This is a genomic window from Streptomyces sp. SID14478, assembly GCF_010548525.1.
Classification (GTDB): domain Bacteria; phylum Actinomycetota; class Actinomycetes; order Streptomycetales; family Streptomycetaceae; genus Streptomyces.
This window is the reverse complement of record NZ_JAAGMG010001218.1, coordinates 1-26,455: the sequence shown is the minus strand read 5'-3', so window position 1 is coordinate 26,455 and position 26,455 is coordinate 1. Positions and strand designations below refer to the sequence as shown.

Annotated in this window: 23 protein-coding genes and 1 tRNA gene; 18 read left to right on the top strand and 6 right to left on the bottom strand. The window is 67.2% G+C overall.

Going from position 1 to position 26,455, the window contains the following annotated elements:
• Window positions 1-563 (top strand): hypothetical protein (locus tag G3I40_RS38850; RefSeq protein ID WP_203645579.1); only part of this gene is annotated, 563 nt, incomplete at its 5' end.
• Here G3I40_RS38850 and G3I40_RS38845 read toward each other — a convergent pair.
• Entirely contained in the window at window positions 560-1,192 is a 633-nt protein-coding gene (locus G3I40_RS38845; protein ID WP_164559518.1) for an NAD(P)H-binding protein, read from the bottom strand. The two genes, G3I40_RS38850 and G3I40_RS38845, sit on opposite strands and share 4 nt — an antisense overlap.
• A gap of 106 nt (window positions 1,193-1,298) precedes the next feature.
• Here G3I40_RS38845 and G3I40_RS38840 point away from each other — a divergent pair, with 106 nt between their 5' ends.
• Window positions 1,299-1,913 carry a TetR/AcrR family transcriptional regulator gene (locus tag G3I40_RS38840; RefSeq protein ID WP_164559517.1) on the top strand — a complete coding sequence of 205 codons (615 nt, stop codon included), beginning with the start codon at window positions 1,299-1,301 and terminating at the stop codon, window positions 1,911-1,913.
• Between the two features lie 3 nt (window positions 1,914-1,916).
• Here G3I40_RS38840 and G3I40_RS38835 read toward each other — a convergent pair whose 3' ends face one another.
• Both G3I40_RS38835 and G3I40_RS38830 read right to left on the bottom strand, forming a co-directional pair.
• Window positions 1,917-2,939 (bottom strand): adenosine deaminase, encoded by a 1,023-nt coding sequence (locus G3I40_RS38835; protein ID WP_164559516.1) that lies wholly within the window; start codon window positions 2,937-2,939, stop codon window positions 1,917-1,919.
• A gap of 120 nt (window positions 2,940-3,059) precedes the next feature.
• A complete protein-coding gene (locus G3I40_RS38830; protein ID WP_164559515.1) occupies window positions 3,060-4,307 on the bottom strand; it encodes a pyridoxal phosphate-dependent aminotransferase in 1,248 nt (415 codons plus the stop codon).
• A 202-nt stretch (window positions 4,308-4,509) separates the two neighbouring features.
• On the opposite strand from G3I40_RS38830, the gene G3I40_RS38825 reads away from it, so the two are divergent.
• The 16 genes from G3I40_RS38825 (at window position 4,510) to tuf (ending at window position 23,873) form a co-directional block, all read left to right on the top strand.
• Window positions 4,510-4,582: transfer RNA gene (locus tag G3I40_RS38825), tRNA-Trp, on the top strand.
• Window positions 4,583-4,689: 107 nt separating this feature from the next.
• Window positions 4,690-4,977 carry a preprotein translocase subunit SecE gene (gene secE / locus G3I40_RS38820; protein ID WP_164559514.1) on the top strand — a complete coding sequence of 96 codons (288 nt, stop codon included), beginning with the start codon at window positions 4,690-4,692 and terminating at the stop codon, window positions 4,975-4,977.
• Between the two features lie 77 nt (window positions 4,978-5,054).
• Entirely contained in the window at window positions 5,055-5,915 is an 861-nt protein-coding gene (nusG, locus tag G3I40_RS38815; protein WP_164559513.1) for a transcription termination/antitermination protein NusG, read from the top strand.
• Window positions 5,916-6,112: 197 nt separating this feature from the next.
• Entirely contained in the window at window positions 6,113-6,547 is a 435-nt protein-coding gene (rplK, locus tag G3I40_RS38810) for a 50S ribosomal protein L11 (protein WP_016645192.1), read from the top strand.
• A gap of 77 nt (window positions 6,548-6,624) precedes the next feature.
• Window positions 6,625-7,356, top strand: a complete 732-nt coding sequence (gene rplA, locus G3I40_RS38805) for a 50S ribosomal protein L1 (RefSeq protein ID WP_164559512.1) — start codon at window positions 6,625-6,627, stop codon at window positions 7,354-7,356.
• Between the two features lie 127 nt (window positions 7,357-7,483).
• Window positions 7,484-8,203: a hypothetical protein gene (locus tag G3I40_RS38800; RefSeq protein ID WP_164559511.1), complete on the top strand. Its 720-nt coding sequence runs from the start codon at window positions 7,484-7,486 to the stop codon at window positions 8,201-8,203.
• Between the two features lie 71 nt (window positions 8,204-8,274).
• A complete protein-coding gene (locus tag G3I40_RS38795) occupies window positions 8,275-9,243 on the top strand; it encodes a hypothetical protein (protein WP_164559510.1) in 969 nt (322 codons plus the stop codon).
• 262 nt (window positions 9,244-9,505) lie between these two features.
• Window positions 9,506-10,036 (top strand): 50S ribosomal protein L10, encoded by a 531-nt coding sequence (rplJ, locus tag G3I40_RS38790; protein ID WP_164559509.1) that lies wholly within the window; start codon window positions 9,506-9,508, stop codon window positions 10,034-10,036.
• A 110-nt stretch (window positions 10,037-10,146) separates the two neighbouring features.
• Window positions 10,147-10,530: a 50S ribosomal protein L7/L12 gene (gene rplL / locus G3I40_RS38785; protein ID WP_164559508.1), complete on the top strand. Its 384-nt coding sequence runs from the start codon at window positions 10,147-10,149 to the stop codon at window positions 10,528-10,530.
• A gap of 581 nt (window positions 10,531-11,111) precedes the next feature.
• A complete protein-coding gene (gene rpoB / locus G3I40_RS38780; RefSeq protein WP_164559507.1) occupies window positions 11,112-14,597 on the top strand; it encodes a DNA-directed RNA polymerase subunit beta in 3,486 nt (1,161 codons plus the stop codon).
• Between the two features lie 96 nt (window positions 14,598-14,693).
• Complete coding sequence (locus tag G3I40_RS38775) at window positions 14,694-18,593, top strand: DNA-directed RNA polymerase subunit beta' (RefSeq protein WP_164559506.1); 3,900 nt, start codon at window positions 14,694-14,696, stop codon at window positions 18,591-18,593.
• 179 nt (window positions 18,594-18,772) lie between these two features.
• Window positions 18,773-19,231, top strand: coding sequence for a DUF1707 and DUF4190 domain-containing protein (locus G3I40_RS38770; RefSeq protein ID WP_164559505.1), 459 nt, complete (start codon window positions 18,773-18,775; stop codon window positions 19,229-19,231).
• Between the two features lie 281 nt (window positions 19,232-19,512).
• Entirely contained in the window at window positions 19,513-19,884 is a 372-nt protein-coding gene (gene rpsL, locus G3I40_RS38765; RefSeq protein WP_003948652.1) for a 30S ribosomal protein S12, read from the top strand.
• A 2-nt stretch (window positions 19,885-19,886) separates the two neighbouring features.
• Window positions 19,887-20,357: a 30S ribosomal protein S7 gene (gene rpsG, locus G3I40_RS38760; RefSeq protein WP_018528341.1), complete on the top strand. Its 471-nt coding sequence runs from the start codon at window positions 19,887-19,889 to the stop codon at window positions 20,355-20,357.
• A gap of 39 nt (window positions 20,358-20,396) precedes the next feature.
• Complete coding sequence (gene fusA, locus G3I40_RS38755) at window positions 20,397-22,526, top strand: elongation factor G (protein ID WP_164559504.1); 2,130 nt, start codon at window positions 20,397-20,399, stop codon at window positions 22,524-22,526.
• A gap of 153 nt (window positions 22,527-22,679) precedes the next feature.
• On the top strand, window positions 22,680-23,873 hold the full coding sequence (tuf, locus tag G3I40_RS38750; RefSeq protein ID WP_164559503.1) for an elongation factor Tu: 1,194 nt from the start codon (window positions 22,680-22,682) through the stop codon (window positions 23,871-23,873).
• 121 nt (window positions 23,874-23,994) lie between these two features.
• Here the strand turns inward: tuf and G3I40_RS38745 are convergent, their stop codons facing one another.
• The 3 genes from G3I40_RS38745 to G3I40_RS38735 are packed head-to-tail and all read right to left on the bottom strand — an operon-like array spanning window position 23,995 to window position 26,158.
• Window positions 23,995-24,318, bottom strand: coding sequence for a hypothetical protein (locus tag G3I40_RS38745; RefSeq protein WP_164559502.1), 324 nt, complete (start codon window positions 24,316-24,318; stop codon window positions 23,995-23,997).
• A complete protein-coding gene (locus G3I40_RS38740; protein ID WP_164559501.1) occupies window positions 24,315-25,703 on the bottom strand; it encodes a hypothetical protein in 1,389 nt (462 codons plus the stop codon). Before G3I40_RS38740 ends, G3I40_RS38745 begins: the two co-directional genes overlap by 4 nt.
• Complete coding sequence (locus G3I40_RS38735) at window positions 25,700-26,158, bottom strand: hypothetical protein (RefSeq protein WP_239092195.1); 459 nt, start codon at window positions 26,156-26,158, stop codon at window positions 25,700-25,702. Before G3I40_RS38735 ends, G3I40_RS38740 begins: the two co-directional genes overlap by 4 nt.
• Window positions 26,159-26,455 lie beyond the last annotated feature (297 nt).

Below are 26,455 nucleotides of genomic sequence, written 5' to 3'. Positions count from 1 at the left end.
GCGAGCGCCGGCTGGCGGCAGTGGCCCTCGTCCTGGCGGTGGGGTCGGTGAGCGGCGCCGTCGCGTGGAACACGGCGCGGGCCAACGCCTATCCGCACTACGAAGCGTCCGTCCCCCGGTCCTTCCACGGGATACCGCTGAGCGACGACGGCCCTACTGGTGTCGCCATGGATGCTTACCTTGCCGACCTGGCACCGCGTGGCGCGCAGCCGTTCTTCGGCCTCTACAAGGACGCCGATTCCGAAGGCAGGCTTGTCCTTGTAGGAGCGACAGGGGATCTGCACGACGAGGACCCCGACGAACTGTTGGCCGATATGGGGTCCTTCTGGGGCGGGCCCGCGGACACCTGGTCCCCCGACCCGGGGCCGCTCGGCGGCCGCATGGAGTGCGCGACCTACCAGCCGCCGGTCGGCAGGCTGGCCGTCTGTACCTGGGTCGACAGGGGCAGCCTGGGCATGGTGATGACCGGTGCCCTCCAGGAGGACGAACAGGAGTCCTTCGCCCAGGCAGCCAGGGAACTGCGCAAGGCCACCTTGCGGCCCGCGCCGGAGGGAGCGGCCTAGTACGCCACCCCCACCCCCTGCTTGACGGTCCCCGGGTCGTCCATCATCGCCAGCATCGCGTGCGCCGTGTCCGCGCGGGCGATGAAGCGGCCCGCGCGCGGGAAGCCGCCCACGACGGTCCTGTACGAGCCCGTCAGCGGCTTGTCCTGCAGTCGCGGCGGCCGCACCGAGGTCCAGTCGGTCGCGCTGCTCGCCAAAGCGGCCTCCATGGCGGACAGGTCGTCGTAGACCGGCTTGAGGAGCGCGCCGATCGTCTTCATCATCAGGCGGTCGGCCAGGGGCGAGTCAGCGGGCTGCGGGCCCACCGGGCCCGCGCTCACCACGACGAGCCTGCGCACTCCCTCCGCCTCCATGGCCTTCAGGACCGAGCGCGTCAGCCGCGCGGCGACCCCCGCGTCCCCGCGCTTGCGGGCGCCGAGCCCGGACAGGACCGCGCCCCGCCCCGCGACCGCGGCACGCAGCGACTCCGGGTCCGACAGATCGCCCCGGAACACCGTGAGCCGGTCGCCCGTCACCGTGAACCGCGCCGGATCCCGCACCACCGCCGTGACCTCGTGCCCCGACGCCAGGGCCTGCTTGACGATCTCTTGCCCGATACCGCCCGTCGCACCGAAAACCGTGAGCTTCATGGCGCACCTCCAGGTGCCTCACGAGGTGGGTGAGTATTCACTCACCTCTGTCTGCCCTTAGGGTGAGTGAGTACTCACCCCCGCGTCAAGGTTGGTTGGAGCACGCATGGACCAGAAACCGGCCCGTGTCCGCATCGTCGAGGCGGCGCATGAACTCATGCTCGACATCGGCCTCGCGCGTACGACCACCAAGGAGATCGCGAAGGCGGCAGGCTGCTCCGAAGCGGCGCTCTACAAGTACTTCGCCAACAAGGAAGAGCTCTTCTTGGCGGTGCTCAACGAGCGCCTGCCCAAGCTGGGTTCCCTCCTCGGCCGCCTCCTGACCGAAGGCGCGGGAAACGCCGACCGCACGGTCGAGGAGAACCTCACGGACATCGCCCGCGAAGCAGCGCTCTTCTACGGCCAGACGTTTCCGATGGCTGCATCCCTGTATGCGGAGCCCCGCCTCAAGCGTCGCCATGAAGAGGCCATGCGCGACAGGGACGCCGGCCCGCACAAGCCGATCCAGGGTCTCGACGCCTACTTGCGAGCCGAACAGAAGGCGGGCCGCATCAGCCCGGACGCCGACACGTATGCGGCCGCATGCCTCTTCCTGGGTGCTTGCGCGCAGCGGGCCTTCGCGTACGACATGTCGGAGGAGGGCAAGCCGCCGACGTCGGTCGACGTGTTCGCCGCGGGTATCGCCCGCACCCTGCTCAACGGCATCGCCGTCCGCGGATGAACGTCAGGCCAGCCACTCCTCGATGCCGCTCAGCAGCTTCTCCTTGACGCCCTCGGGGGCCGCGGAGCCGCGCACCGACTGCCGTGCCAGCTCGGCCAGTTCGTCATCGGAGAAGTCGTGGTGGCGGCGCGCGATGTCGTACTGGGCGGCGAGCCGCGAGCCGAACAGGAGCGGGTCGTCGGCGCCCAGCGCCAGCGGCACCCCGGCCTCGTAGAGCCTGCGCAGCGGCACGTCCTCGGGCTTCTCGTAGACGCCGAGCGCGACGTTCGACGCCGGACAGACCTCGCAGGTCACCCCCCGGTCCGCGAGCCGCTTCAGCAGCCGCGGGTCCTCGGCGGCCCGCACCCCGTGCCCGATCCGCGTGGCATCCAGGTCGTCGAGGCAGTCCCGCACCGACGACGGACCGGTCAGTTCACCGCCGTGCGGCGCCGACAGCAGCCCGCCCTCCCGCGCGATGGCGAACGCCCGGTCGAAGTCCCGCGCCATCCCGCGCCGTTCGTCGTTGGAGAGCCCGAACCCGACGACGCCCCGGTCCGCGTACCGCACCGCGAGGCGGGCCAGCGTCCGGGCGTCCAGCGGGTGCTTCATGCGGTTCGCGGCGACCAGCACGCGCATCCCGAGCCCGGTCTCCCGCGAGGCGCTGTCCACGGCGTCGAGGATGACCTCCAGTGCGGGGATCAGTCCCCCCAGCCGCGGCGCGTACGACGTCGGGTCGACCTGGATCTCCAGCCACCCCGACCCGTCGGCGATGTCCTCCTCGGCGGCCTCGCGCACCAGGCGCTGGATGTCCTCGGGCTCGCGCAGGCAGGAACGCGCCGCATCGTAGAGCCGCTGGAAGCGGAACCAGCCGCGCTCGTCCGTGGCCCGCAGCTTCGGAGGCTCCGCCCCGGTCAGCGCCTCGGGCAGCCGCACCCCGTACTTGTCGGCGAGTTCGAGCAGGGTGCTGGGCCGCATCGACCCGGTGAAATGCAGATGCAGATGGGCCTTCGGCAACTCACGTACATCTCGTCGTACTACGCGCTCCATCCCAAGATCCTGCCGTACGCACCTGGGGTCCCGGTAGCGCCTTTCCACCAACGAGCGCTTGCTCGAACGAAAAAACGGGCCACCTCCGTAAGGAGGCGGCCCGTTCCCGGGGCGCGGGACTCAGTCCCGCGCCTCGGCCAGCAGCTTCTGGATGCGGGAGACGCCCTCGACGAGGTCGTCGTCACCGAGCGCGTACGAGAGGCGCAGGTAACCCGGCGTACCGAAGGCCTCGCCCGGAACCACCGCGACCTCGGCCTCCTCCAGGATGAGCGCCGCCAGCTCGACGGAGTCCTGCGGGCGCTTGCCGCGCAGCTCCTTGCCCAGCAGGCCCTTCACGGACGGGTACGCGTAGAAGGCGCCCTCCGGCTCGGGGCACACGACGCCGTCGATCTCGTTCAGCATCCGCACGATCGTCTTACGACGCCGGTCGAAGGCCTCGCGCATCTTCTCCACGGCGGTCAGGTCACCGGAGACGGCGGCGAGCGCGGCCGCCTGCGCCACGTTGGAGACGTTCGAGGTGGCGTGCGACTGCAGGTTCGTCGCGGCCTTCACGACGTCCTTCGGGCCGACGATCCAGCCCACGCGCCAGCCGGTCATCGCGTACGTCTTCGCGACACCGTTGACCACGATGCACTTGTCGCGCAGCTCCGGAAGGATCGCGGGCAGCGACGTGAACTTCGCGTCCCCGTAGACGAGGTGCTCGTAGATCTCGTCGGTCATGACCCACAGGCCGTGCTCGACGGCCCAGCGGCCGATGGCCTCGGCGTCGGCCTCGCTGTACACGGCGCCCGTCGGGTTCGACGGCGACACGAACAGCACGACCTTCGTACGCTCCGTGCGCGCGGCCTCCAACTGCTCGACGGAGACGCGGTATCCGGTCGTCTCGTCGGCCACGACGTCCACCGGCACGCCGCCCGCGAGCCGGATGGACTCCGGGTACGTCGTCCAGTACGGCGCGGGGACGATGACCTCGTCGCCCGGGTCGAGGACCGCGGCGAACGCCTCGTAGATGGCCTGCTTGCCGCCGTTGGTCACCAGGATCTGCGAGGCGTCGACCTCGTAGCCGGAGTCGCGCAGCGTCTTGGCGGCGATCGCGGCCTTCAGCTCGGGCAGGCCGCCGGCCGGCGTGTAGCGGTGGAACTTCGGGTTCTTGCACGCCTCGATGGCGGCCTCGACCACGTAGTCGGGCGTCGGGAAGTCGGGCTCACCGGCGCCGAAGCCGATCACCGGACGCCCGGCGGCCTTCAGGGCCTTGGCCTTGGCGTCGACGGCAAGGGTCGCCGACTCGGAGATCGAGCCGACGCGGGCGGAGACCCGACGCTCGGTGGGGGAGGTACCGGAGGACGGAGAAGGAGTTGCAGCGCTCATAACCCCATCGTTCCAGACCGGAAACCCGCCCGGCACACGGGTTTCCAAGACCATCCGATCCGTCGTTGATCCACTTCTGATCCCCATCTGTTCGACGGAGGGCCGCAGAGCACGTACACTCACTGCTCGTTGGCCTTCACCGGCCGCTCCTCCCCAGCGCACTCCGTGCATCCGGGCGGATGCGGTACGTTGGGGGAAACAAAGGGTCGTAGCTCAATTGGTAGAGCACTGGTCTCCAAAACCAGCGGTTGGGGGTTCAAGTCCCTCCGGCCCTGCTACACACTCCTTCGCCAGGATGTGTGCGCATGTACGTACTGCATTGCACCGCCGTGCGGCTCAACCGGGCGCGGCACGGCCACGACCCGGAATCAGGTGAGGACGAGTGACGGACGCCGTGGGCTCCATCGACATGCCTGATGCCCAGGATGAGGCGCCGGAGTCCCAGAAGAAGGCCCGCAAGGGCGGCAAGCGCGGCAAGAAGGGCCCCTTCGGCCGCCTCGCTCTCTTCTACCGCCAGATCGTCGCGGAACTCCGCAAGGTCGTCTGGCCGACTCGCAACCAGCTGTCGACGTACACCACAGTGGTGATCGTGTTCGTCGTCATCATGATCGGTCTTGTCACCGTGATTGACTATGGCTTCAACCACCTCATCAAGTACATCTTCGGCTGAGCCGAAAGCGGAGGGCGCCGAGTCCGGCGTCCCTTTCGCGTGTTCCACCCCCATGTATCCAGGAAGAAGCAGCCACCGTGTCTGACCCGAACCTGAACGACGCCATCGAGTCGGCGGAGTCCGTGGAGGACCAGCTCGACATCGTCGAGGCGGCGGACGCCGAGGAGCCGGACCAGGCCGAAGCTGCCGACATCGCCGCCGGTGAGCCCGCCGAAGAGGCCGCCCTCGAGGTCGAGGCCGACGGCGGCAACGACGTGGACGACGCCGAGGACGAGGCCGTCGAGGCCGAGATCGAGGCCGAGGAAGTCGTCGAGGAGCAGGTCGACCCGATCACCGCCCTCCGTGACGAGCTGCGCGGCCTGCCGGGCGAGTGGTACGTGATCCACACCTACGCGGGTTACGAGAAGCGCGTGAAGGCCAACCTCGAGCAGCGTGCCGTCTCGCTGAACGTCGAGGAGTTCATCTACCAGGCCGAGGTCCCCGAGGAAGAGATCGTCCAGATCAAGAACGGCGAGCGCAAGAACGTCCGGCAGAACAAGCTGCCCGGTTACGTTCTCGTCCGCATGGATCTGACGAACGAGTCCTGGGGCGTCGTCCGCAACACCCCCGGCGTCACCGGCTTCGTGGGCAACGCCTACGACCCGTACCCGCTGACCCTGGACGAGATCGTCAAGATGCTCGCCCCGGAGGCCGAGGAGAAGGCCGCCCGCGAAGCCGCAGAGGCCGAGGGCAAGCCCGCTCCGCAGCGCAAGGTCGAGGTCCAGGTCCTGGACTTCGAGGTCGGCGACTCGGTCACCGTCACCGACGGCCCGTTCGCGACGCTGCAGGCCACGATCAACGAGATCAACGCCGACTCGAAGAAGGTCAAGGGCCTCGTCGAGATCTTCGGCCGCGAGACGCCGGTCGAGCTCAGCTTCGACCAGATCCAGAAGAACTAGTACCTACTAGCACCTCCTGGGCACACCGCTTCCGAACAGGTCAGACGGGCTCTCAAAAGCCTGTCTGACCTGCTCGGTTTTTAGCCGCGCACAGATACCCGTTATCGTTGTGCGGTATGCCTCCGTCCGAATGATCTGGACGATCGTTCACCAGGATGGCGGCTGAACACTCTCACTAAGACCCGGAGAGAGAGCACATGCCTCCCAAGAAGAAGAAGGTCACGGGGCTCATCAAGCTCCAGATCCAGGCCGGCGCGGCCAACCCGGCTCCGCCGGTCGGCCCCGCGCTGGGCCAGCACGGCGTCAACATCATGGAGTTCTGCAAGGCCTACAACGCCGCGACCGAGTCGCAGCGCGGTTGGGTCATCCCGGTGGAGATCACGGTCTACGAAGACCGTTCCTTCACCTTCATCACCAAGACCCCGCCGGCCGCGAAGATGATCCTCAAGGCTGCTGGTGTCGAGAAGGGCTCGGGCGAGCCGCACAAGACCAAGGTCGCCAAGATCACCGAGGCGCAGGTCCGCGAGATCGCCACCACGAAGATGCCCGACCTCAACGCCAATGACCTGGACGCTGCGTCCAAGATCATCGCCGGCACCGCCCGCTCCATGGGCATCACGGTCGAGGGCTGACCACCAACTCGTAGGTACATCCGTGGAAGGGCCTGCTCGGCCCGGACCACGACTCCTCAGAACACACAGGAGAAGCAGTGAGCAAGCGCAGCAAGTCTCTCCGCGCTGCGGACGCCAAGATCGAAGCGGACAAGCTCTACGCCCCGCTCGAGGCCGTCCGTCTCGCCAAGGAGACGTCCACGTCGAAGTTCGACGGCACCGTCGAGGTCGCCTTCCGCCTGGGCGTTGACCCGCGCAAGGCCGACCAGATGGTCCGTGGCACCGTGAACCTTCCGCACGGCACCGGCAAGACCGCCCGGGTCCTGGTCTTCGCGACCGGTGACCGTGCTGCGGCCGCGGAGGCCGCCGGCGCCGACATCGTCGGCTCCGACGAACTGATCGCCGAGATCGCCAAGGGCAACCGCCTGAACGAGTTCGACGCCGTCGTCGCCACCCCGGACCTCATGGGCAAGGTCGGCCGCCTCGGCCGCGTGCTCGGCCCGCGTGGCCTCATGCCGAACCCGAAGACCGGCACGGTGACCCCGGACGTGGTCAAGGCCGTGAACGAGATCAAGGGCGGCAAGATCGAGTTCCGCGTCGACAAGCACTCGAACCTGCACTTCATCATCGGCAAGGCGTCCTTCGACGACTCCCAGCTGGTGGAGAACTACGGCGCGGCCCTGGACGAGATCCTTCGTCTGAAGCCGTCGGCCGCCAAGGGTCGCTACATCAAGAAGGCCGCCATCAGCACCACGATGGGCCCCGGCATTCCGGTCGACTCGAACCGCACCCGCAACCTCCTCGTCGAGGAGGACCCGGCCGCGGTCTGAGCTGCACAGCTCGCCTGAAGTCGGCGACGGGCCCCGCACCTTCCCAGGTGCGGGGCCCGTTCCTCTTTTCCGCTCCGTACGGGCCCGGAGCTGCGCTAGCGTCACGGGGAGCGACCCGGGGGAGCCGATGGCGTACGTACGACGACAGGTCCTGGGCCTCGCGGCGGCGTGCGCGCTGCTCGCGGCCTGCGGTGGGAGCAGGGACAGGGCCAGGGACCACCAGGCCGTCGAGGCGCTGCGCACGGCCCAGGCGAAGGTCGCCGCGGCGGGCTCGGCGCACGTCGAGGCGACCATGGACACCGGCGACCGGCTCGCCTCGCACAGCGCGGGCGCGCTCAGCTGGTCCGACGGCGTCGAGGGCACGCTCACCGTGCGCATCACCGGAGGCGAACTGGCCGCGTCCACCCGGAAGTTGGGCGGCGACCCGTCCCAGACGCGCTTCCTGCCGGACGCGTACTACACCCGCATGACCGACGTGTTCGCCGCCGGACAGCGCGGACGGCACTGGATCCGCTACCCGTACGACGCCGGCAGCGACCTCACCCCGGCCGACACCCTCAAGGCGCTCGTCGCCGCGCAGGACGTCCGCAGGGTCGGGGTGGAGGCGGTGGGCGCCACCCGGGCCAGCCACTACCGGGGCACCTCCGGTTCCCAGCGCATCGACGTGTGGATCGACGCCCGCCACCTGATGGTGCGGCGGGTCCAGCGGGCCGGCGACTTCACCAGCACCGTCCACTACCGGGACTACGGGACCCCTGCCGCCGCCGAGCGTCCGGCCGCGCACGACACCGTCGACTTCGCGGACGTGACGCAGAACGCGTCGCGGGACGCGTCAAAGAGCGGCTGATCGCCGGGTCCACTGTCCGAGGCGTCGGTTATCGTGCGATCAGTACAGGCGTTCCTAGGGGTGGGATTGAGATGACTGTTGTCGTACGACGCGCGGTGGGCGCAGCCGCCGCGACCGCACTGCTGTGTACCGGCGCCGTGGCCTGCGGGTCGGACTCCGACAAGGCCGGTGACTCCTCGGGGACCCAGTCCCACACGCAGGTCACGCAGGCGCTGACGGCCGCGTACAAGAGGACCGCGGGAGCGAAGTCCGCCAAGGTCGAGATGACGATGAAGATGCCGGCCTCGGCCATGGGGGCGAGCGCGGGCGACGGCACCATCAGGACGACCGGCACCATGGGCTGGGACCCGACCGTCATGGATATGACGATGAGCGGCTCCGCCTTCACGGCCGGCGGTGAGGATGCGCCCAAGAACATCCGCATGCTCTGGCAGGACAACGTGATGTACATGGACATGGGTGCGTCAGCCGCCAAGGAGATGGACGGCAAGCGCTGGATGAAGATGGACCTCGGCGCGATCGCGAAGCAGTCCGGCGACGAGAAGGCCATGCGTCAGATGACCGGCAGCCTGGACAGCATGAACCAGGACCCGGCCCAGCAGATCGCGATGCTGCTCGACTCGCCCAACCTCAAGCACCTCGGCTCCGCCACGCTGGGCGGCGTGCAGACCGAGCACTACAAGGGCACCCTGACCGTCGACGAGATGCTGGCCAAGAACGACTCGCTGAAGGTCCTCAGCAAGTCCGAGCGCAGCCAGCTCCTGAAGAACGTCAAGAAGGCCGGCATCAAGGACTACGACACCGAGCTGTGGGTGAACGACGACGACCTGCCGGTCCGCCTGGACGTCACCATGGACAGCCCGCAGGGCGCCACGAAGATCTCGGAGAAGTTCTCCGACTACGGGGCCGCGGTGAAGGTCGACGTACCGCCCGCGGGCCAGACCTTCGACCTGATGGACATGCTGAAGAAGATCGGTGCCGCGGCCGGTGCGGGCGCGGGTGCGGACGCCTCCGATTCGGGTCCGGACAGCAGCGTCTGAGCGGATTTGCCTGACGCTCGCCCTTTCACGTAACCTTCCACAGAAGCCAAAGACCGCTGGTCGTTGCCGTGCACTCGCAAGGGAGTGCGGTGGCCGAAGGATCCGCTGAAACTGCGGACGACCCGCGCAGGTGACTGTGGAAGTGCTCCTGGTTCCTTCTGGATCCGGTCGAGCTCACGCCCCGTGCACCTGTGCCGGGGCGTTTCGTTTTCCCAGTCTCCTTCTGAGCGGTCCTCATCACCCGGAAGGAGGCCGACGCTCTATGCCGACGCCCGACAAGGCTGCCGCGGTAGCCGAGCTCACGGACAAGTTCCGCAGCTCGAACGCCGCCGTGCTGACCGAGTACCGGGGTCTCACCGTGGCCCAGCTCAAGCAGCTGCGCCGTTCCCTCGGTGAGAACTCCGAGTACGCCGTGGTGAAGAACACGCTGACCAAGATCGCGGCCAACGAGGCCGGGATCAACACGCTGGACGACCTGTTCACGGGTCCGACGGCGGTTGCCTTCGTCACCGGTGACCCGGTGGAGTCGGCGAAGGGTCTTCGTGACTTCGCCAAGGACAACCCCAACCTCGTCATCAAGGGCGGTGTCCTTGACGGCAAGGCGCTGTCCGCCGACGAGATCAAGAAGCTTGCGGACCTCGAGTCCCGCGAGGTTCTGCTCAGCAAGCTGGCCGGTGCGTTCAAGGGCAAGCAGACGCAGACTGCTCAGGTCCTCCAGGCGCTCCCGTCGAAGTTCGTCCGCACCGCGGAGGCGCTTCGGGCCAAGCAGGCCGAGCAGGGCGGTGCCGAGTAATTCGGCTCGCACCTTGACCGCCGCCTGAGGCGACGGTCGAAGCGGGCCGACAGTACGCCCGCCTACATGGACAACCGGCACCAGCCGATTTAGTGGAAGGATCGCCCATCATGGCGAAGCTCAGCCAGGAAGACCTGCTCGCCCAGTTCGAGGAGATGACCCTCATCGAGCTCTCCGAGTTCGTGAAGGCCTTCGAGGACAAGTTCGACGTCACCGCCGCTGCGGCCGTCGCCGTCGCCGGCCCCGCCGGTGCCGCTGCCCCCGCCGAGGCCGAGGCCGAGCAGGACGAGTTCGACGTCATCCTCACGGGTGCCGGCGAGAAGAAGATCCAGGTCATCAAGGTCGTGCGTGAGCTGACCTCCCTGGGCCTGAAGGAGGCCAAGGACCTCGTCGACGGCACCCCGAAGCCGGTCCTCGAGAAGGTCGCGAAGGAGGCCGCCGAGAAGGCTGCCGAGTCCCTCAAGGCCGCCGGCGCCTCCGTCGAGGTCAAGTGACTTCGAGAGTCCGCTGACTCTTCCTCGGTGAAACTGCTCCCCCGGGAGCTGTAACGCCGACGTACCGAAGGGCGATCACCCAACTGGGTGGTCGCCCTTCGGCGTTCACTGGCTCGCGTGCCGACGCTGCCTTGCGCTGTCGGTCCCGCAGAGTATGGTGATCTTCGTTGTGCCTGGGCCGCCCTGTTCGATCAAGAGGGGGCCTTGACGAACCGCACGCAGCGCGCAATTCTCAGGACGCGTCGTCACAAACGATCCGGATCCGAGGCATGGATCGACGACGAAGAGGGCAGTAAGGATGTGCGCTCAGCGCACAGGGCATGCCACAGACAGCGAACGGTTGAGAACAACGAGGGTCTCTAAAAACCCGCACTGGACATCAGTGGGCCTTCTGGCTACACTGTCCCTTTGCGCTGCCTGTTAGCTGCTCCCTGCCCGTCACCAGGGGCATGCCCTCGCTTCAGCACATTGGATTGCACCAGCTCTGACCTGGCCATATGCCAGACCAGGGAGTCTTTCCATCTGCCTGGCTTGGGACCGGTACGCGCGTAGTGAGTCCGAGCCCTCGGAAGGACCCCCTCTTGGCCGCCTCGCGCACTGCCTCGACCGCGAATATGAACAACGGCGCCAGCACCGCCCCGCTGCGCATCTCCTTTGCAAAGATCAAGGAGCCCCTCGAGGTTCCGAACCTTCTTGCGCTGCAAACCGAGAGCTTCGACTGGCTGCTCGGCAACGACGCGTGGAAGGCTCGTGTCGAGGCGGCTCTCGAAAGTGGACAGGACGTCCCCAGGAAGTCCGGTCTGGAGGAGATCTTCGAGGAGATCTCCCCGATCGAGGACTTCTCCGGGTCGATGTCCCTGACGTTCCGCGATCACCGCTTCGAGCCCCCGAAGAACTCGATCGACGAGTGCAAGGAGCGCGACTTCACGTTCGCCGCCCCGCTCTTCGTCACCGCTGAGTTCACGAACAACGAGACCGGCGAGATCAAGTCCCAGACGGTCTTCATGGGCGACTTCCCGCTCATGACCAACAAGGGCACCTTCGTCATCAACGGCACCGAGCGTGTCGTGGTGTCGCAGCTCGTCCGCTCGCCGGGTGTCTACTTCGACTCCTCCATCGACAAGACGTCCGACAAGGACATCTTCTCCGCCAAGATCATCCCGTCCCGGGGTGCCTGGCTGGAGATGGAGATCGACAAGCGCGACATGGTCGGTGTGCGCATCGACCGCAAGCGCAAGCAGTCCGTCACCGTTCTCCTGAAGGCTCTCGGTTGGACGACCGAGCAGATCCTCGAGGAGTTCGGCGAGTACGAGTCCATGCGCGCCACCCTGGAGAAGGACCACACCCAGGGCCAGGACGACGCGCTGCTCGACATCTACCGCAAGCTGCGTCCGGGTGAGCCCCCGACCCGTGAGGCCGCTCAGACGCTGCTCGAGAACCTCTACTTCAACCCGAAGCGCTACGACCTCGCGAAGGTCGGCCGCTACAAGGTGAACAAGAAGCTCGGCGCGGACGAGCCGCTGGACGCCGGTGTCCTGACCACCGACGACATCATCGCCACGATCAAGTACCTGGTGAAGCTGCACGCCGGCGAGGACGAGACGGTCGGTGAGAACGGTCGCGAGATCGTCATCGAGGCCGACGACATCGACCACTTCGGCAACCGTCGTATCCGTAACGTCGGTGAGCTGATCCAGAACCAGGTCCGTACGGGTCTCGCCCGTATGGAGCGCGTCGTGCGCGAGCGCATGACGACCCAGGACGTCGAGGCGATCACGCCGCAGACCCTGATCAACATCCGCCCCGTGGTGGCGTCGATCAAGGAGTTCTTCGGTACGTCGCAGCTGTCCCAGTTCATGGACCAGAACAACCCGCTGTCGGGGCTGACGCACAAGCGTCGTCTGAACGCCCTCGGCCCGGGTGGTCTCTCCCGTGAGCGGGCCGGCTTCGAGGTCCGAGACGTGCACCCGTCCCACTACGGACGCATGTGCCCGATCGAGACGCCCGAAGGCCCGAACATCGGTCTGATCGGTTCGCTCGCCTCGTACGGCCGGATCAACCCCTTCGGCTTCATCGAGACGCCGTACCGCAAGGTCGTCGACGGTGTCGTCTCCGACGAGGTCGACTACCTCACGGCCGACGAGGAGGACCGGTTCGTCATCGCGCAGGCCAACGCGCCGCTCAATGACGAGTTCCAGTTCGTCGAGGCCCGTGTGCTGGTCCGCCGTCGTGGTGGCGAGGTCGACTACGTCCCGCCGGCCGACGTGGACTACATGGACGTCTCGCCGCGCCAGATGGTGTCGGTCGCGACCGCCATGATCCCGTTCCTCGAGCACGACGACGCCAACCGTGCCCTCATGGGCGCGAACATGATGCGTCAGGCCGTGCCGCTGATTAAGTCCGAGGCGCCGCTCGTCGGAACCGGCATGGAGTACCGCTGCGCCACCGACGCCGGCGACGTGCTCAAGGCCGAGAAGGACGGTGTGGTCCAGGAGGTCTCCGCGGACTACATCACCACCGCCAACGACGACGGCACGTACACCACGTACCGCCTGCACAAGTTCTCCCGGTCCAACCAGGGCACCTCGGTCAACCAGAAGGTTGTCGTGGACGAGGGCGCCCGCGTGATCGAGGGCCAGGTCCTGGCCGACGGTCCCGCGACCGAAGAGGGCGAGATGGCCCTCGGCAAGAACCTGCTCGTGGCGTTCATGCCGTGGGAGGGTCACAACTACGAGGACGCGATCATCCTGTCGCAGCGCCTCGTGCAGGACGACGTCCTCTCCTCGATCCACATCGAGGAGCACGAGGTCGACGCCCGTGACACCAAGCTCGGCCCGGAGGAGATCACCCGGGACATCCCGAACGTCTCCGAGGAGGTCCTCGCGGACCTCGACGAGCGCGGGATCATCCGGATCGGTGCCGAGGTCGTCGCCGGCGACATCCTCGTCGGCAAGGTCACGCCCAAGGGTGAGACCGAGCTGACGCCGGAGGAGCGCCTGCTCCGCGCGATCTTCGGTGAGAAGGCGCGCGAGGTGCGCGACACCTCGCTGAAGGTGCCGCACGGTGAGATCGGCAAGGTCATCGGCGTCCGCGTCTTCGACCGTGAAGAGGGCGACGAGCTGCCGCCGGGCGTGAACCAGCTGGTTCGTGTCTACGTGGCGCAGAAGCGCAAGATCACGGACGGTGACAAGCTCGCCGGCCGCCACGGCAACAAGGGTGTTATCTCGAAGATCCTTCCGATCGAGGACATGCCGTTCCTCGAGGACGGAACTCCGGTCGACATCATCCTGAACCCGCTGGGCGTGCCGTCCCGAATGAACCCGGGACAGGTCCTGGAGATCCACCTCGGCTGGCTCGCCAGCCGCGGCTGGGACGTCTCCGGCCTCGGTGACGAGTGGGCCCAGCGCCTGCAGGCCATCGGCGCCGACCAGGTCGACCCGGGCACGAACGTCGCCACCCCCGTCTTCGACGGTGCGCGTGAGGACGAGCTCGCGGGTCTGCTGCAGCACACCATCCCGAACCGCGACGGCGAGCGCATGGTGCAGCCGACCGGTAAGGCGAGGCTGTTCGACGGCCGCTCCGGCGAGCCGTTCCCGGACCCGATCTCCATCGGGTACATGTACATCCTCAAGCTCCACCACCTGGTCGACGACAAGCTGCACGCCCGGTCGACCGGTCCGTACTCGATGATCACCCAGCAGCCGCTGGGTGGTAAGGCCCAGTTCGGTGGCCAGCGCTTCGGTGAGATGGAGGTGTGGGCGCTGGAGGCGTACGGCGCCGCTTACGCCCTCCAGGAGCTGCTGACGATCAAGTCCGACGACGTCACCGGCCGCGTGAAGGTCTACGAGGCCATCGTCAAGGGCGAGAACATCCCCGAGCCCGGCATTCCTGAGTCCTTCAAGGTCCTCATCAAGGAAATGCAGTCCCTGTGCCTCAACGTGGAGGTGCTGTCCTCGGACGGCATGTCCATCGAGATGCGCGACACCGACGAGGACGTCTTCCGCGCAGCGGAGGAGCTCGGCATCGACCTGTCCCGGCGCGAGCCGAGCAGCGTCGAAGAGGTCTGACGGGAGTCTGACGGAGCCCAGGCAACTGGGCTCCGTCGGCCCCAAGACCCCCGTTTCAGACCACAGACTTACAACCCTGAGAGGGATTGACGCATAGTGCTCGACGTCAACTTCTTCGATGAGCTCCGGATCGGTCTGGCCACCGCTGACGACATCCGTCAGTGGAGCCACGGCGAGGTCAAGAAGCCCGAGACCATCAACTACCGCACCCTCAAGCCCGAAAAGGACGGACTCTTCTGCGAGAAGATCTTCGGTCCGACCCGGGACTGGGAGTGCTACTGCGGTAAGTACAAGCGCGTCCGCTTCAAGGGCATCATCTGCGAGCGCTGCGGCGTGGAGGTCACGCGCGCCAAGGTGCGTCGTGAGCGGATGGGTCACATCGAGCTGGCCGCCCCGGTCACTCACATCTGGTACTTCAAGGGCGTCCCGTCGCGCCTCGGCTACCTGCTCGACCTCGCCCCGAAGGACCTCGAGAAGGTCATCTACTTCGCGGCGTACATGATCACGTTCGTCGACGAGGAGCGTCGTACCCGCGACCTGCCCTCGCTCGAGGCGCACGTCCAGGTCGAGCGTCAGCAGGTCGAGAACCGTCGCGACTCCGACCTGGAGGCCCGCGCCAAGAAGCTCGAGACCGACCTGGCCGAGCTCGAGGCCGAGGGTGCCAAGGCCGACGTGCGCCGCAAGGTGCGCGAAGGTGCCGAGCGGGAGATGAAGCAGCTGCGTGACCGCGCGCAGCGCGAGATCGACCGTCTCGACGAGGTGTGGAACCGCTTCAAGAACCTCAAGGTCCAGGACCTCGAGGGCGACGAGCTGCTCTACCGCGAGCTGCGTGACCGCTTCGGCACGTACTTCGACGGCTCGATGGGTGCCGCGGCGCTGCAGAAGCGCCTGGAGTCCTTCGACCTCGAGGAGGAGGCCGAGCGTCTCCGCGAGATCATCCGTACCGGCAAGGGCCAGAAGAAGACCCGTGCGCTCAAGCGCCTCAAGGTCGTCTCCGCGTTCCTGCAGACCAGCAACAGCCCCAAGGGCATGGTGCTCGACTGCGTGCCAGTCATCCCGCCGGACCTGCGTCCGATGGTGCAGCTGGACGGTGGCCGCTTCGCGACCTCCGACCTGAACGACCTGTACCGCCGCGTCATCAACCGCAACAACCGCCTGAAGCGGCTTCTCGACCTCGGTGCGCCCGAGATCATCGTGAACAACGAGAAGCGCATGCTCCAGGAGGCCGTGGACGCCCTCTTCGACAACGGTCGTCGTGGTCGCCCGGTCACCGGTCCCGGCAACCGCCCGCTGAAGTCCCTGAGCGACATGCTCAAGGGCAAGCAGGGTCGTTTCCGTCAGAACCTTCTCGGTAAGCGCGTGGACTACTCCGCGCGTTCCGTGATCGTCGTCGGTCCGCAGCTGAAGCTGCACCAGTGCGGTCTGCCGAAGGCCATGGCGCTGGAGCTCTTCAAGCCGTTCGTGATGAAGCGCCTGGTCGACCTGAACCACGCGCAGAACATCAAGAGCGCCAAGCGCATGGTGGAGCGCGGCCGCACGGTCGTGTACGACGTCCTCGAAGAGGTCATCGCCGAGCACCCGGTTCTGCTGAACCGTGCTCCCACCCTGCACCGCCTCGGCATCCAGGCCTTCGAGCCGCAGCTGGTCGAGGGCAAGGCCATCCAGATCCACCCGCTCGTGTGCACCGCGTTCAACGCGGACTTCGACGGTGACCAGATGGCCGTGCACCTGCCGCTGTCCGCGGAGGCGCAGGCCGAGGCCCGCATCCTGATGCTGTCCTCGAACAACATCCTCAAGCCCGCCGACGGCCGTCCGGTGACGATGCCGACCCAGGACATGGTCCTCGGTCTGTTCTTCCTCACCACCGACGGTGAACTCCGTGACACCAAGGGCGAGGGCCGTTCGTTCGGCTCCACGGCCGAGGCGATCATGGCGTTCGACGCCGGCGAGCTGGCGCTGCAGTCGCAGGTCGACATCCGCTTCCCGGTCGGCACCATGCCGCCGCGTGGTTGGACGCCGCCGGCCGTCGAGGAGGGCGAGCCCGAGTACCAGGCGGGCGACAGCTTCCGTCTGCGTACGTCGCTGGGCCGCGCGCTCTTCAACGAGCTGCTGCCCGAGGACTACCCGTTCGTCGACTACTCGGTGGGCAAGAAGCAGCTCTCCGAGATCGTCAACGACCTGGCCGAGCGCTACCCCAAGGTCATCGTGGCGGCGACGCTCGACAACCTGAAGGCGGCGGGCTTCTTCTGGGCGACCCGTTCCGGCGTCACCGTGGCCATCTCCGACATCGTCGTTCCCGAGGCGAAGGTCGAGATCGTCAAGGGCTACGAGGCCCAGGACGAGAAGGTCCAGAAGCAGTACGAGCGCGGTCTCATCACGAAGGAAGAGCGCACTCAGGAGCTCATCGCGATCTGGACCAAGGCGACCAACGAGGTTGCCGAGGCGATGAACGCGAACTTCCCGAAGACCAACCCCATCTTCATGATGGTTGACTCGGGTGCCCGAGGAAACATGATGCAGATGCGTCAGATCGCCGGTATGCGTGGTCTGGTGTCGAACGCCAAGAACGAGACGATCCCGCGTCCGATCAAGGCCTCCTTCCGTGAGGGCCTGTCGGTGCTGGAGTACTTCATCTCGACCCACGGTGCTCGTAAGGGTCTGGCGGACACCGCTCTGCGTACCGCCGACTCGGGTTACCTCACCCGTCGTCTGGTCGACGTCTCCCAGGACGTCATCATTCGCGAGGAGGACTGCGGCACCGACCGCGGTCTGCGCCTCAAGATCGCCGAGCGCGGTGCCGACGGCACCCTGCGCAAGACGGACGACGTCGAGACCAGCGTGTACGCCCGCATGCTCGCCGAGGACATCGTCGTCGACGGCAAGGTCATCGCGCCGGCCAACGTCGACCTCGGTGACGTGCTCATCGACCAGCTGGTCCTGCACGGCGTCGAGGAGGTCAAGACCCGCTCGATCCTCACCTGTGAGTCGGCGGTCGGCACCTGCGCCTTCTGCTACGGCCGCTCGCTGGCCACCGGCAAGCTGGTCGACATCGGTGAGGCGGTCGGCATCATCGCCGCCCAGTCCATCGGTGAGCCCGGTACCCAGCTGACGATGCGTACCTTCCACACCGGTGGTGTGGCCGGTGACGACATCACCCAGGGTCTGCCCCGTGTCGTCGAGCTCTTCGAGGCCCGTACGCCGAAGGGTGTCGCCCCGATCTCCGAGGCCGCGGGCCGTGTCCGCATCGAGGAGACCGAGAAGACCAAGAAGCTCGTCGTCACCCCGGACGACGGCAGCGACGAGACGGCGTTCCCGATCTCGAAGCGTGCCCGTCTGCTCGTGGGCGAGGGCGACCACGTCGAGGTGGGCCAGAAGCTCACCGTGGGTGCCACCAACCCGCACGACGTGCTGCGCATCCTGGGTCAGCGTGCCGTCCAGGTCCACCTGGTCGGCGAGGTCCAGAAGGTCTACAACTCGCAGGGCGTGTCGATCCACGACAAGCACATCGAGATCATCATCCGGCAGATGCTGCGTCGCGTGACGATCATCGAGTCCGGCGACGCGGAGCTGCTGCCGGGCGAGCTCGTCGAGCGCTCGAAGTTCGAGACCGAGAACCGTCGTGTGGTCACCGAGGGCGGTCACCCCGCCTCCGGCCGTCCGCAGCTGATGGGTATCACCAAGGCCTCGCTGGCGACGGAGTCCTGGCTGTCGGCCGCCTCCTTCCAGGAGACGACCCGAGTCCTGACGGATGCGGCGATCAACGCCAAGTCCGACAGCCTCATCGGCCTCAAGGAGAACGTCATCATCGGTAAGCTCATCCCGGCCGGTACGGGTCTGTCCCGCTACCGCAACATCCGGGTGGAGCCCACCGAGGAGGCCAAGGCCGCGATGTACTCGGCCGTCGGCTACGACGACATCGACTACTCGCCGTTCGGCACCGGCTCCGGCCAGGCCGTTCCGCTGGAGGACTACGACTACGGTCCGTACAACCAGTAGGCGAGCAGGCTGCCTGAACCGCAGGGCGGCCACCCCGGGAGAACCCGGGGTGGCCGCCCTGCGGCGCGTTGGCGCATGATGGAGGGCACAAAGTGTCCGGGTCCGGGGGAGTTGGTCTCGTGTCGAATTCGTCGTGGCAGCCGGCACCGTGGCCGCCTCAGCAAGGTGGTCAGCCGTCCATGCTGGCCGCGCACGCCGACCGGGAGCGCGCCGTGGACGTGCTGCGCGCCGGGTTCGCGGAGGGGCGGCTGCCGCAGGGGGAGTACGAGAAGCGGGTCGAGCGGGCCTATCAGGCGCGCACGGTGGGGGAGCTGAGCACCCTGGTCGCGGACCTGCCGCAGGGGCCCGTGCCGCAGCAGCAGGCATATCCGATGGCGCCCGTGCCGCGGACGTTCCTGCCGGTCCCGCCGCCGGCCACCAACGGCAAGGCGATCGGCGCGCTGTGCTGCGGTGTGGGCACGTTCTTCACGATGGGGTTCAGTGCGATCCCGGCGGTGGTGCTGGGTCACATGGCGCGCAATGAGATCCGTCGCACAGGCGAGCAGGGTGACGGCATGGCCGTCGGCGGGCTCGTACTGGGCTGGTTGTCCGTGGTGGGCTGGATTCTGGTGCTGATCGCGATCATCGCCTCGGCGTAGCACGCCGCCCGGCGTGTCCCGGCTGCGGGGTATTTGTTTTGACCGCAGCGTATGAGATAGGTACGCTCAGACCTTGTGCCTGGGGTGTGCCTGGGCTCGTGTGCGTGCCTTCAACCGCACAGCGAGTCCGGATCAGTCCTCTTAGTTCTGATCATGGCCACCGCAATCTGCCGCTTCCCGCCCTTTCGGCGGGGGGCTGCAGTATTCGACACACCCGACCGCGTGGGTCGGCGACGTTCCAGGTTAGCTTTACTATTCGGCACACAGAAACCGGAGAAGTAGTGCCTACGATCCAGCAGCTGGTCCGGAAGGGCCGGCAGGACAAGGTCGAGAAGAACAAGACGCCCGCACTCGAGGGTTCGCCCCAGCGTCGCGGCGTCTGCACGCGTGTGTTCACGACCACCCCGAAGAAGCCGAACTCGGCCCTCCGTAAGGTCGCGCGTGTGCGTCTGACCTCCGGGATCGAGGTCACGGCTTACATTCCGGGTGAGGGACACAACCTGCAGGAGCACTCCATCGTGCTCGTGCGTGGCGGCCGTGTGAAGGACCTGCCCGGTGTTCGTTACAAGATCATCCGCGGTTCGCTCGACACCCAGGGTGTCAAGAACCGCAAGCAGGCCCGCAGCCGCTACGGCGCCAAGAAGGAGAAGTAAGAATGCCTCGTAAGGGCCCCGCCCCGAAGCGCCCGGTCATCATCGACCCGGTCTACGGTTCTCCTCTGGTGACCTCCCTCATCAACAAGGTGCTGCTGAACGGCAAGCGCTCCACCGCCGAGCGCATCGTGTACGGCGCCATGGAGGGCCTGCGTGAGAAGTCGGGCGCCGACCCGGTCATCACGCTCAAGCGCGCGCTCGAGAACATCAAGCCGACCCTCGAGGTCAAGTCCCGCCGTGTCGGTGGCGCGACCTACCAGGTTCCGGTCGAGGTCAAGCCCGGCCGCGCCAGCACCCTCGCGCTCCGCTGGCTCGTCGGTTACTCCCGCGCCCGTCGCGAGAAGACGATGACCGAGCGTCTGACGAACGAGCTGCTCGACGCCTCCAACGGCCTCGGCGCTGCCGTCAAGAAGCGCGAGGACACGCACAAGATGGCCGAGTCCAACAAGGCCTTCGCGCACTACCGCTGGTAGTCGCTACCCACATCGAGACCGAGAGAAGACCGAAGCCTTATGGCTACCACTTCACTTGACCTGGCCAAGGTGCGCAACATCGGCATCATGGCCCACATCGACGCGGGCAAGACGACCACGACCGAGCGGATCCTGTTCTACACCGGCGTCTCGTACAAGATCGGTGAGGTCCACGACGGCGCTGCCACCATGGACTGGATGGAGCAGGAGCAGGAGCGTGGCATCACGATCACTTCTGCTGCCACCACCTGCCACTGGCCGCTCGAGAACGACGACTACACGATCAACATCATCGACACCCCGGGGCACGTCGACTTCACCGTTGAGGTGGAGCGCTCCCTGCGTGTGCTCGATGGTGCCGTGACGGTCTTCGATGGCGTCGCCGGCGTTGAGCCGCAGTCCGAGACGGTGTGGCGTCAGGCCGACCGTTACGGCGTGCCGCGCATCTGCTTCGTGAACAAGCTGGACCGTACCGGTGCCGAGTTCCACCGCTGCGTCGACATGATCGTCGACCGCCTCGGTGCGACCCCGCTGGTCATGCAGCTGCCCATCGGTGCAGAGGCCGACTTCCAGGGTGTCGTCGACCTCGTCACGATGAAGGCGTTCGTCTGGTCGGCCGAGGCCGCCAAGGGCGAGGCGTACGACATCGTCGACATCCCGGCCACGCACACCGAGGCTGCCGAGGAGTACCGCGGCAAGCTGCTCGAGGCGATCGCCGAGAACGACGAAGAGATGATGGAGCTGTACCTGGAGGGCACCGAGCCCACCGTGGAGCAGCTGTACGCGGCCGTGCGCCGCATCACCATCGCCTCCGGCAAGGGCGGCGACACCACCGTCACCCCCGTGTTCTGTGGCACCGCGTTCAAGAACAAGGGCGTTCAGCCCCTGCTCGACGCCGTCGTGCGCTACCTGCCGACCCCGCTCGACGTCGAGGCCATCGAGGGCCACGACGTCAAGGACCCCGAGGTCGTCGTCAAGCGCAAGCCGTCGGACGACGAGCCGCTCGCGGCTCTCGCCTTCAAGATCATGAGCGACCCGCACCTGGGCAAGCTCACCTTCGTCCGGGTTTACTCGGGCCGCCTGGAGTCCGGCACCGCGGTGCTGAACCCCGTCAAGGGCAAGAAGGAGCGCATCGGCAAGATCTACCGCATGCACGCGAACAAGCGTGAGGAGATCGAGTCGGTGGGCGCCGGTGACATCGTCGCCGTCATGGGTCTGAAGCAGACCACCACGGGCGAGACGCTCTGTGACGACAAGCAGCAGGTCATCCTGGAGTCCATGGACTTCCCGGCGCCTGTCATCCAGGTCGCCATCGAGCCGAAGTCCAAGGGTGACCAGGAGAAGCTGGGTGTCGCCATCCAGCGTCTCTCGGAGGAGGACCCCTCCTTCCAGGTTCACTCGGACGAGGAGACCGGCCAGACCATCATCGGTGGTATGGGCGAGCTTCACCTCGAGGTGCTCGTCGACCGCATGAAGCGCGAGTTCCGCGTCGAGGCGAACGTCGGCAAGCCGCAGGTCGCGTACCGCGAGACGATCCGTCAGGCCGTCGAGCGCGTGGACTACACCCACAAGAAGCAGACCGGTGGTACCGGTCAGTTCGCCAAGGTGCAGATCGCGATCGAGCCGATCACCGAGTCGGACGGCCCGGCGTACGAGTTCGTGAACAAGGTCACCGGTGGCCGTATCCCGCGGGAGTACATCCCGTCGGTGGACGCCGGTGCGCAGGAGGCCATGCAGTTCGGCATCCTGGCCGGCTACGAGATGACGGGCGTCCGCGTCACGCTTCTCGACGGTGCCTACCACGAGGTCGACTCCTCCGAGCTGGCCTTCAAGATCGCCGGTTCGCAGGCCTTCAAGGAGGCCGCGCGCAAGGCGAAGCCCGTGCTGCTCGAGCCGATGATGGCCGTCGAGGTCACCACGCCCGAGGACTACATGGGTGACGTCATCGGCGACATCAACTCCCGCCGTGGCCAGATCCAGGCCATGGAGGAGCGCAGCGGCGCTCGCGTCGTGAAGGGCCTCGTGCCCCTCTCGGAGATGTTCGGCTACGTCGGAGACCTCCGCAGCAAGACGTCGGGTCGCGCAAGCTACTCAATGCAGTTCGACTCCTACGCCGAGGTTCCGCGGAACGTCGCCGAGGAGATCATCGCGAAGGCCAAGGGCGAGTAACTCACTCGAGTTCACGCTTTAGGCTTGACTCCTGAGTCTCTTGGGGCATTCCGCCGCAACAGCGGAGGAATGCCCCGGGGCCCGGGCTTTCCAGCAAAGATCACCTGGCGCCGATGAAGCAAGGCGTACAGAACCACTCCACAGGAGGACCCAGTGGCGAAGGCGAAGTTCGAGCGGACTAAGCCGCACGTCAACATCGGCACCATCGGTCACATCGACCACGGTAAGACGACCCTCACGGCCGCCATTACCAAGGTGCTGCACGACGCGTACCCGGAGCTCAACGAGGCCTCGGCGTTCGACCAGATCGACAAGGCTCCCGAGGAGCGCCAGCGCGGTATCACGATCTCGATCGCGCACGTCGAGTACCAGACCGAGACGCGCCACTACGCGCACGTCGACTGCCCCGGTCACGCGGACTACATCAAGAACATGATCACGGGTGCCGCGCAGATGGACGGCGCCATCCTCGTGGTCGCCGCCACCGACGGCCCGATGCCGCAGACCAAGGAGCACGTGCTCCTGGCCCGCCAGGTCGGCGTTCCGTACATCGTCGTCGCCCTGAACAAGGCCGACATGGTGGACGACGAGGAGATCCTGGAGCTCGTCGAGCTCGAGGTCCGTGAGCTCCTCTCCGAGTACGAGTTCCCGGGCGACGACGTCCCGGTCGTCAAGGTCTCGGCGCTCAAGGCGCTCGAGGGCGACGCCGAGTGGGGCAAGTCCGTCCTCGACCTGATGAAGGCCGTCGACGAGTCGATCCCGGAGCCCGAGCGCGACGTCGACAAGCCGTTCCTGATGCCGATCGAGGACGTCTTCACGATCACCGGTCGTGGCACCGTCGTCACCGGTCGTATCGAGCGCGGCATCCTCAAGGTCAACGAGACCGTCGACATCATCGGCATCAAGACCGAGAAGACCACCACCACGGTCACCGGTATCGAGATGTTCCGCAAGCTCCTCGACGAGGGCCAGGCCGGTGAGAACGTCGGTCTGCTCCTCCGTGGCATCAAGCGCGAGGACGTCGAGCGCGGCCAGGTCATCATCAAGCCGGGCTCGGTCACGCCGCACACCTCCTTCGAGGCCCAGGCGTACATCCTGTCGAAGGACGAGGGTGGCCGTCACACCCCGTTCTTCAACAACTACCGCCCGCAGTTCTACTTCCGTACCACGGACGTGACCGGCGTCGTGACCCTCCCCGAGGGCACCGAGATGGTCATGCCGGGTGACAACACTGAGATGACCGTTGAGCTCATCCAGCCCGTCGCCATGGAAGAGGGCCTGAAGTTCGCCATCCGTGAGGGTGGCCGGACCGTGGGCGCCGGCCAGGTCACCAAGATCAACAAGTAAGCTTCGCTTGCCTGTTGGGCTTGATGCCTGGTAGCTCCTAGAGCTCCGAAAGGGCCCGTACGACTTCGGTCGTACGGGCCCTTTTCGCATGCGCCGACACGGGACGCCGCTACGGAGGCCGCTACTGGGGGACGCTCACCCAGCGCACCACGGCGACCGCCACCAAGGCCGCGGCAGGGGCCGTCCACGGCCAGCTCATGACGCGGCGGACCGAGGGCAGCAGCCACAGGAGCACCACCGCCCCCGCCAGGAACACGGTGGCGAGGCAGGACACCTCGATGCCGCGGTACGCGTCGTCGTCCCAGCTGCCCGACGGGCGGATTGTCAGGGCCGTCCAGCAGAAGTAGGCCGCGACGAGGGTGAGCAGGGCGAACGGGACCGCGAGCACGAGGCGCAGACAGCCGCGGTCGGCGACGTCCGGGTCCGGGATGGTGGGGTGGCTCATGGGCGCAGCGCTCTCCTCGCGTCGTCCAGATTGTTGCTGAAGCCGCGTCCGTAGCCCTGGGCGTCGTCGGACTCCCAGTACGGGCCGCCGTTGTAGCGGGCGGCGAGTTCCTGGTACTGGGCCTGGGTCATCTCCTCCGGCGGTACGTCCGCGAACCCGCTCTCCGCCTTCAACTGGGCCAGGTACTCGGAGGCGATGAACATGTTCTGCGCCGGGTCCTGGAGGGCCTCCTCCACCATGCCGCGCTGCTGGTCCGTGAGGTGGTCCGGGTCGTAGCCGAGGACCTCGGCGCCGCGCCGCACCTGGATCGCGATGGGGCCCATCGACGTGTTGTCCGGGTCGCCGCCGAGCCGCCAGGGAAGGTTCTCCGGGGCGATCGGGCTCAGCGGGGAGTCCGCCTGCTCGCGGAGGGTGTCGGTCACGTCGTCGAGGATGCCGGGCTGTCCGCCGATCTCCTGCCAGGCGATGCCGGCGACCATGTCCGGCGGGAGCCCGGCGTTGCGGGCCGCGGCGTTGATGACGTCCTTGTTCGCCGTGATCCAGTCGGCGCGTTCCTGATCGGTGCCGGGCGGGTTCCAGTAGTTGTCGCGGGCGCCGGGCAGCCCCGCGACCTGGAGCCGGATGTCGCGCAGCGTCGGCGAGACGATCTGGTCCCCGGCGATGGGGTAGTAGTCCTGCTTCGGGCCGCTGCCGGGCAGGTGCGTGAGCGGGTTGGAGCTGGCCTCGGCGGCCTCGCGGCGCAGTTCGGGGATGGCCGCGACGAGATCGGTGCGGTCCGCGAACATGCGGAACTCCGGCACCATGTCGTACGCCTGCTTCAGCCGGTGCGTGCAGAGGTCGCGGGCCTCCTTCTCCGTGGTCTTGGCCTGGTGGAAGTCGCCGCCCGCCGCGTCGTGCAGCCGGTTCGCCTCGTCCTTGATGTCGTCGACGTCCATGGTGAGTTCGGCGAAGAAGTCCATGACGCCGGTGGTGGCCCGCATGTCCTCCCACTGCCGCATCGGCTCGGCCTCCTGGGCCTCGCGGGTGATGGCCGTGCCCTTGGTGTGGATCAGGTCGGCGAGGGCCTGCTCGTTGTGCTTGCCGCTGGAGTAGTGGGCCTTGGCGGTGGTCAGCGCGGCCGCGTAGTCGCTCAGGGCCGTCGCGGCCTTCGCGTAGCCGTCGGCGAGCAGGCCGACCAGCTTGCGGCCCTCACTGAGGCGGCCCTCGTAGTGGGTGCTGCCCTCGCTCTTCCACTGCGTGTGCTTCTCGGCCCGCTCGGCGGCCGGATCGGCCGAGGTGAGCAGGTCGTGCACGCGCTGGAACTCCTCGGCGTTGCGCTCGACGAGCGGCGGACTGCAGCTCTCCAGGAACTCGACGTCCTTGCGGTGGCTGATGCCGGTGCTCACCGCGCCTCCGGGGAGAGGTAGCTGCCGTCCAGGACCTTCTCCAGAAAGCGCTGTGCGGTGTCGTCCTCGATCTTCACGAAGTCGCCGCCGGTGGTGCGGAGTTTGGTGGAGAGCGCGGCGTACAGGGCGACCGCGTCGAGGTACTGGTCACCGGCGAACGTGGCGAACCGGGTGACCTGCGCGGCGACGTCCTCGTGGGCGCGCGGATCGCGGGCCAGCGTGGTGAGTTCGGCGTCCGGCCTGCCCTCCTGGAGGAGGCCGGCTATTTCGATCAGCAGGTTCGAACTGCCGTTGATGGACTCGGCCTTGGCGATCAGGGTGCCGGCCGCGGGTGCGCCCGGGTTTCCGCCTCCGCCGCCACCGGCTTCCGGCGCCAGGTGATTGATCCGCATCCCCGTCGAGCGCCGCTCCAGGGCGTCGGCCTTTAACTGGGCCCACTCCTCGTCGAATGACATGTCGTCCCCCTTGCCGGCCCGCCCCCGTGACGGGCCATCAAGCGATCATGGCATCGGGGTGGGCCGTCGGGGAACCCGCTGCGTCACCGTTCCGCTGCAAACCGTGTACCTGTCAGGCCGGCGGTTCGCTGCCCCCTCACGCCTTCGCCTGCGTAGGGCGCCACAGCCAGGGCCGGGCGTCCGGGGACAGGCCCGCCACCGTCGGGCCGCGCCGTCCCGCGATCAGCGCCGGGCCGTCCAGGGTGACCGGGGCGGTGGCCGGGCGGGTCACGTGGCCGTCGCGCAGGAGCTGGACGC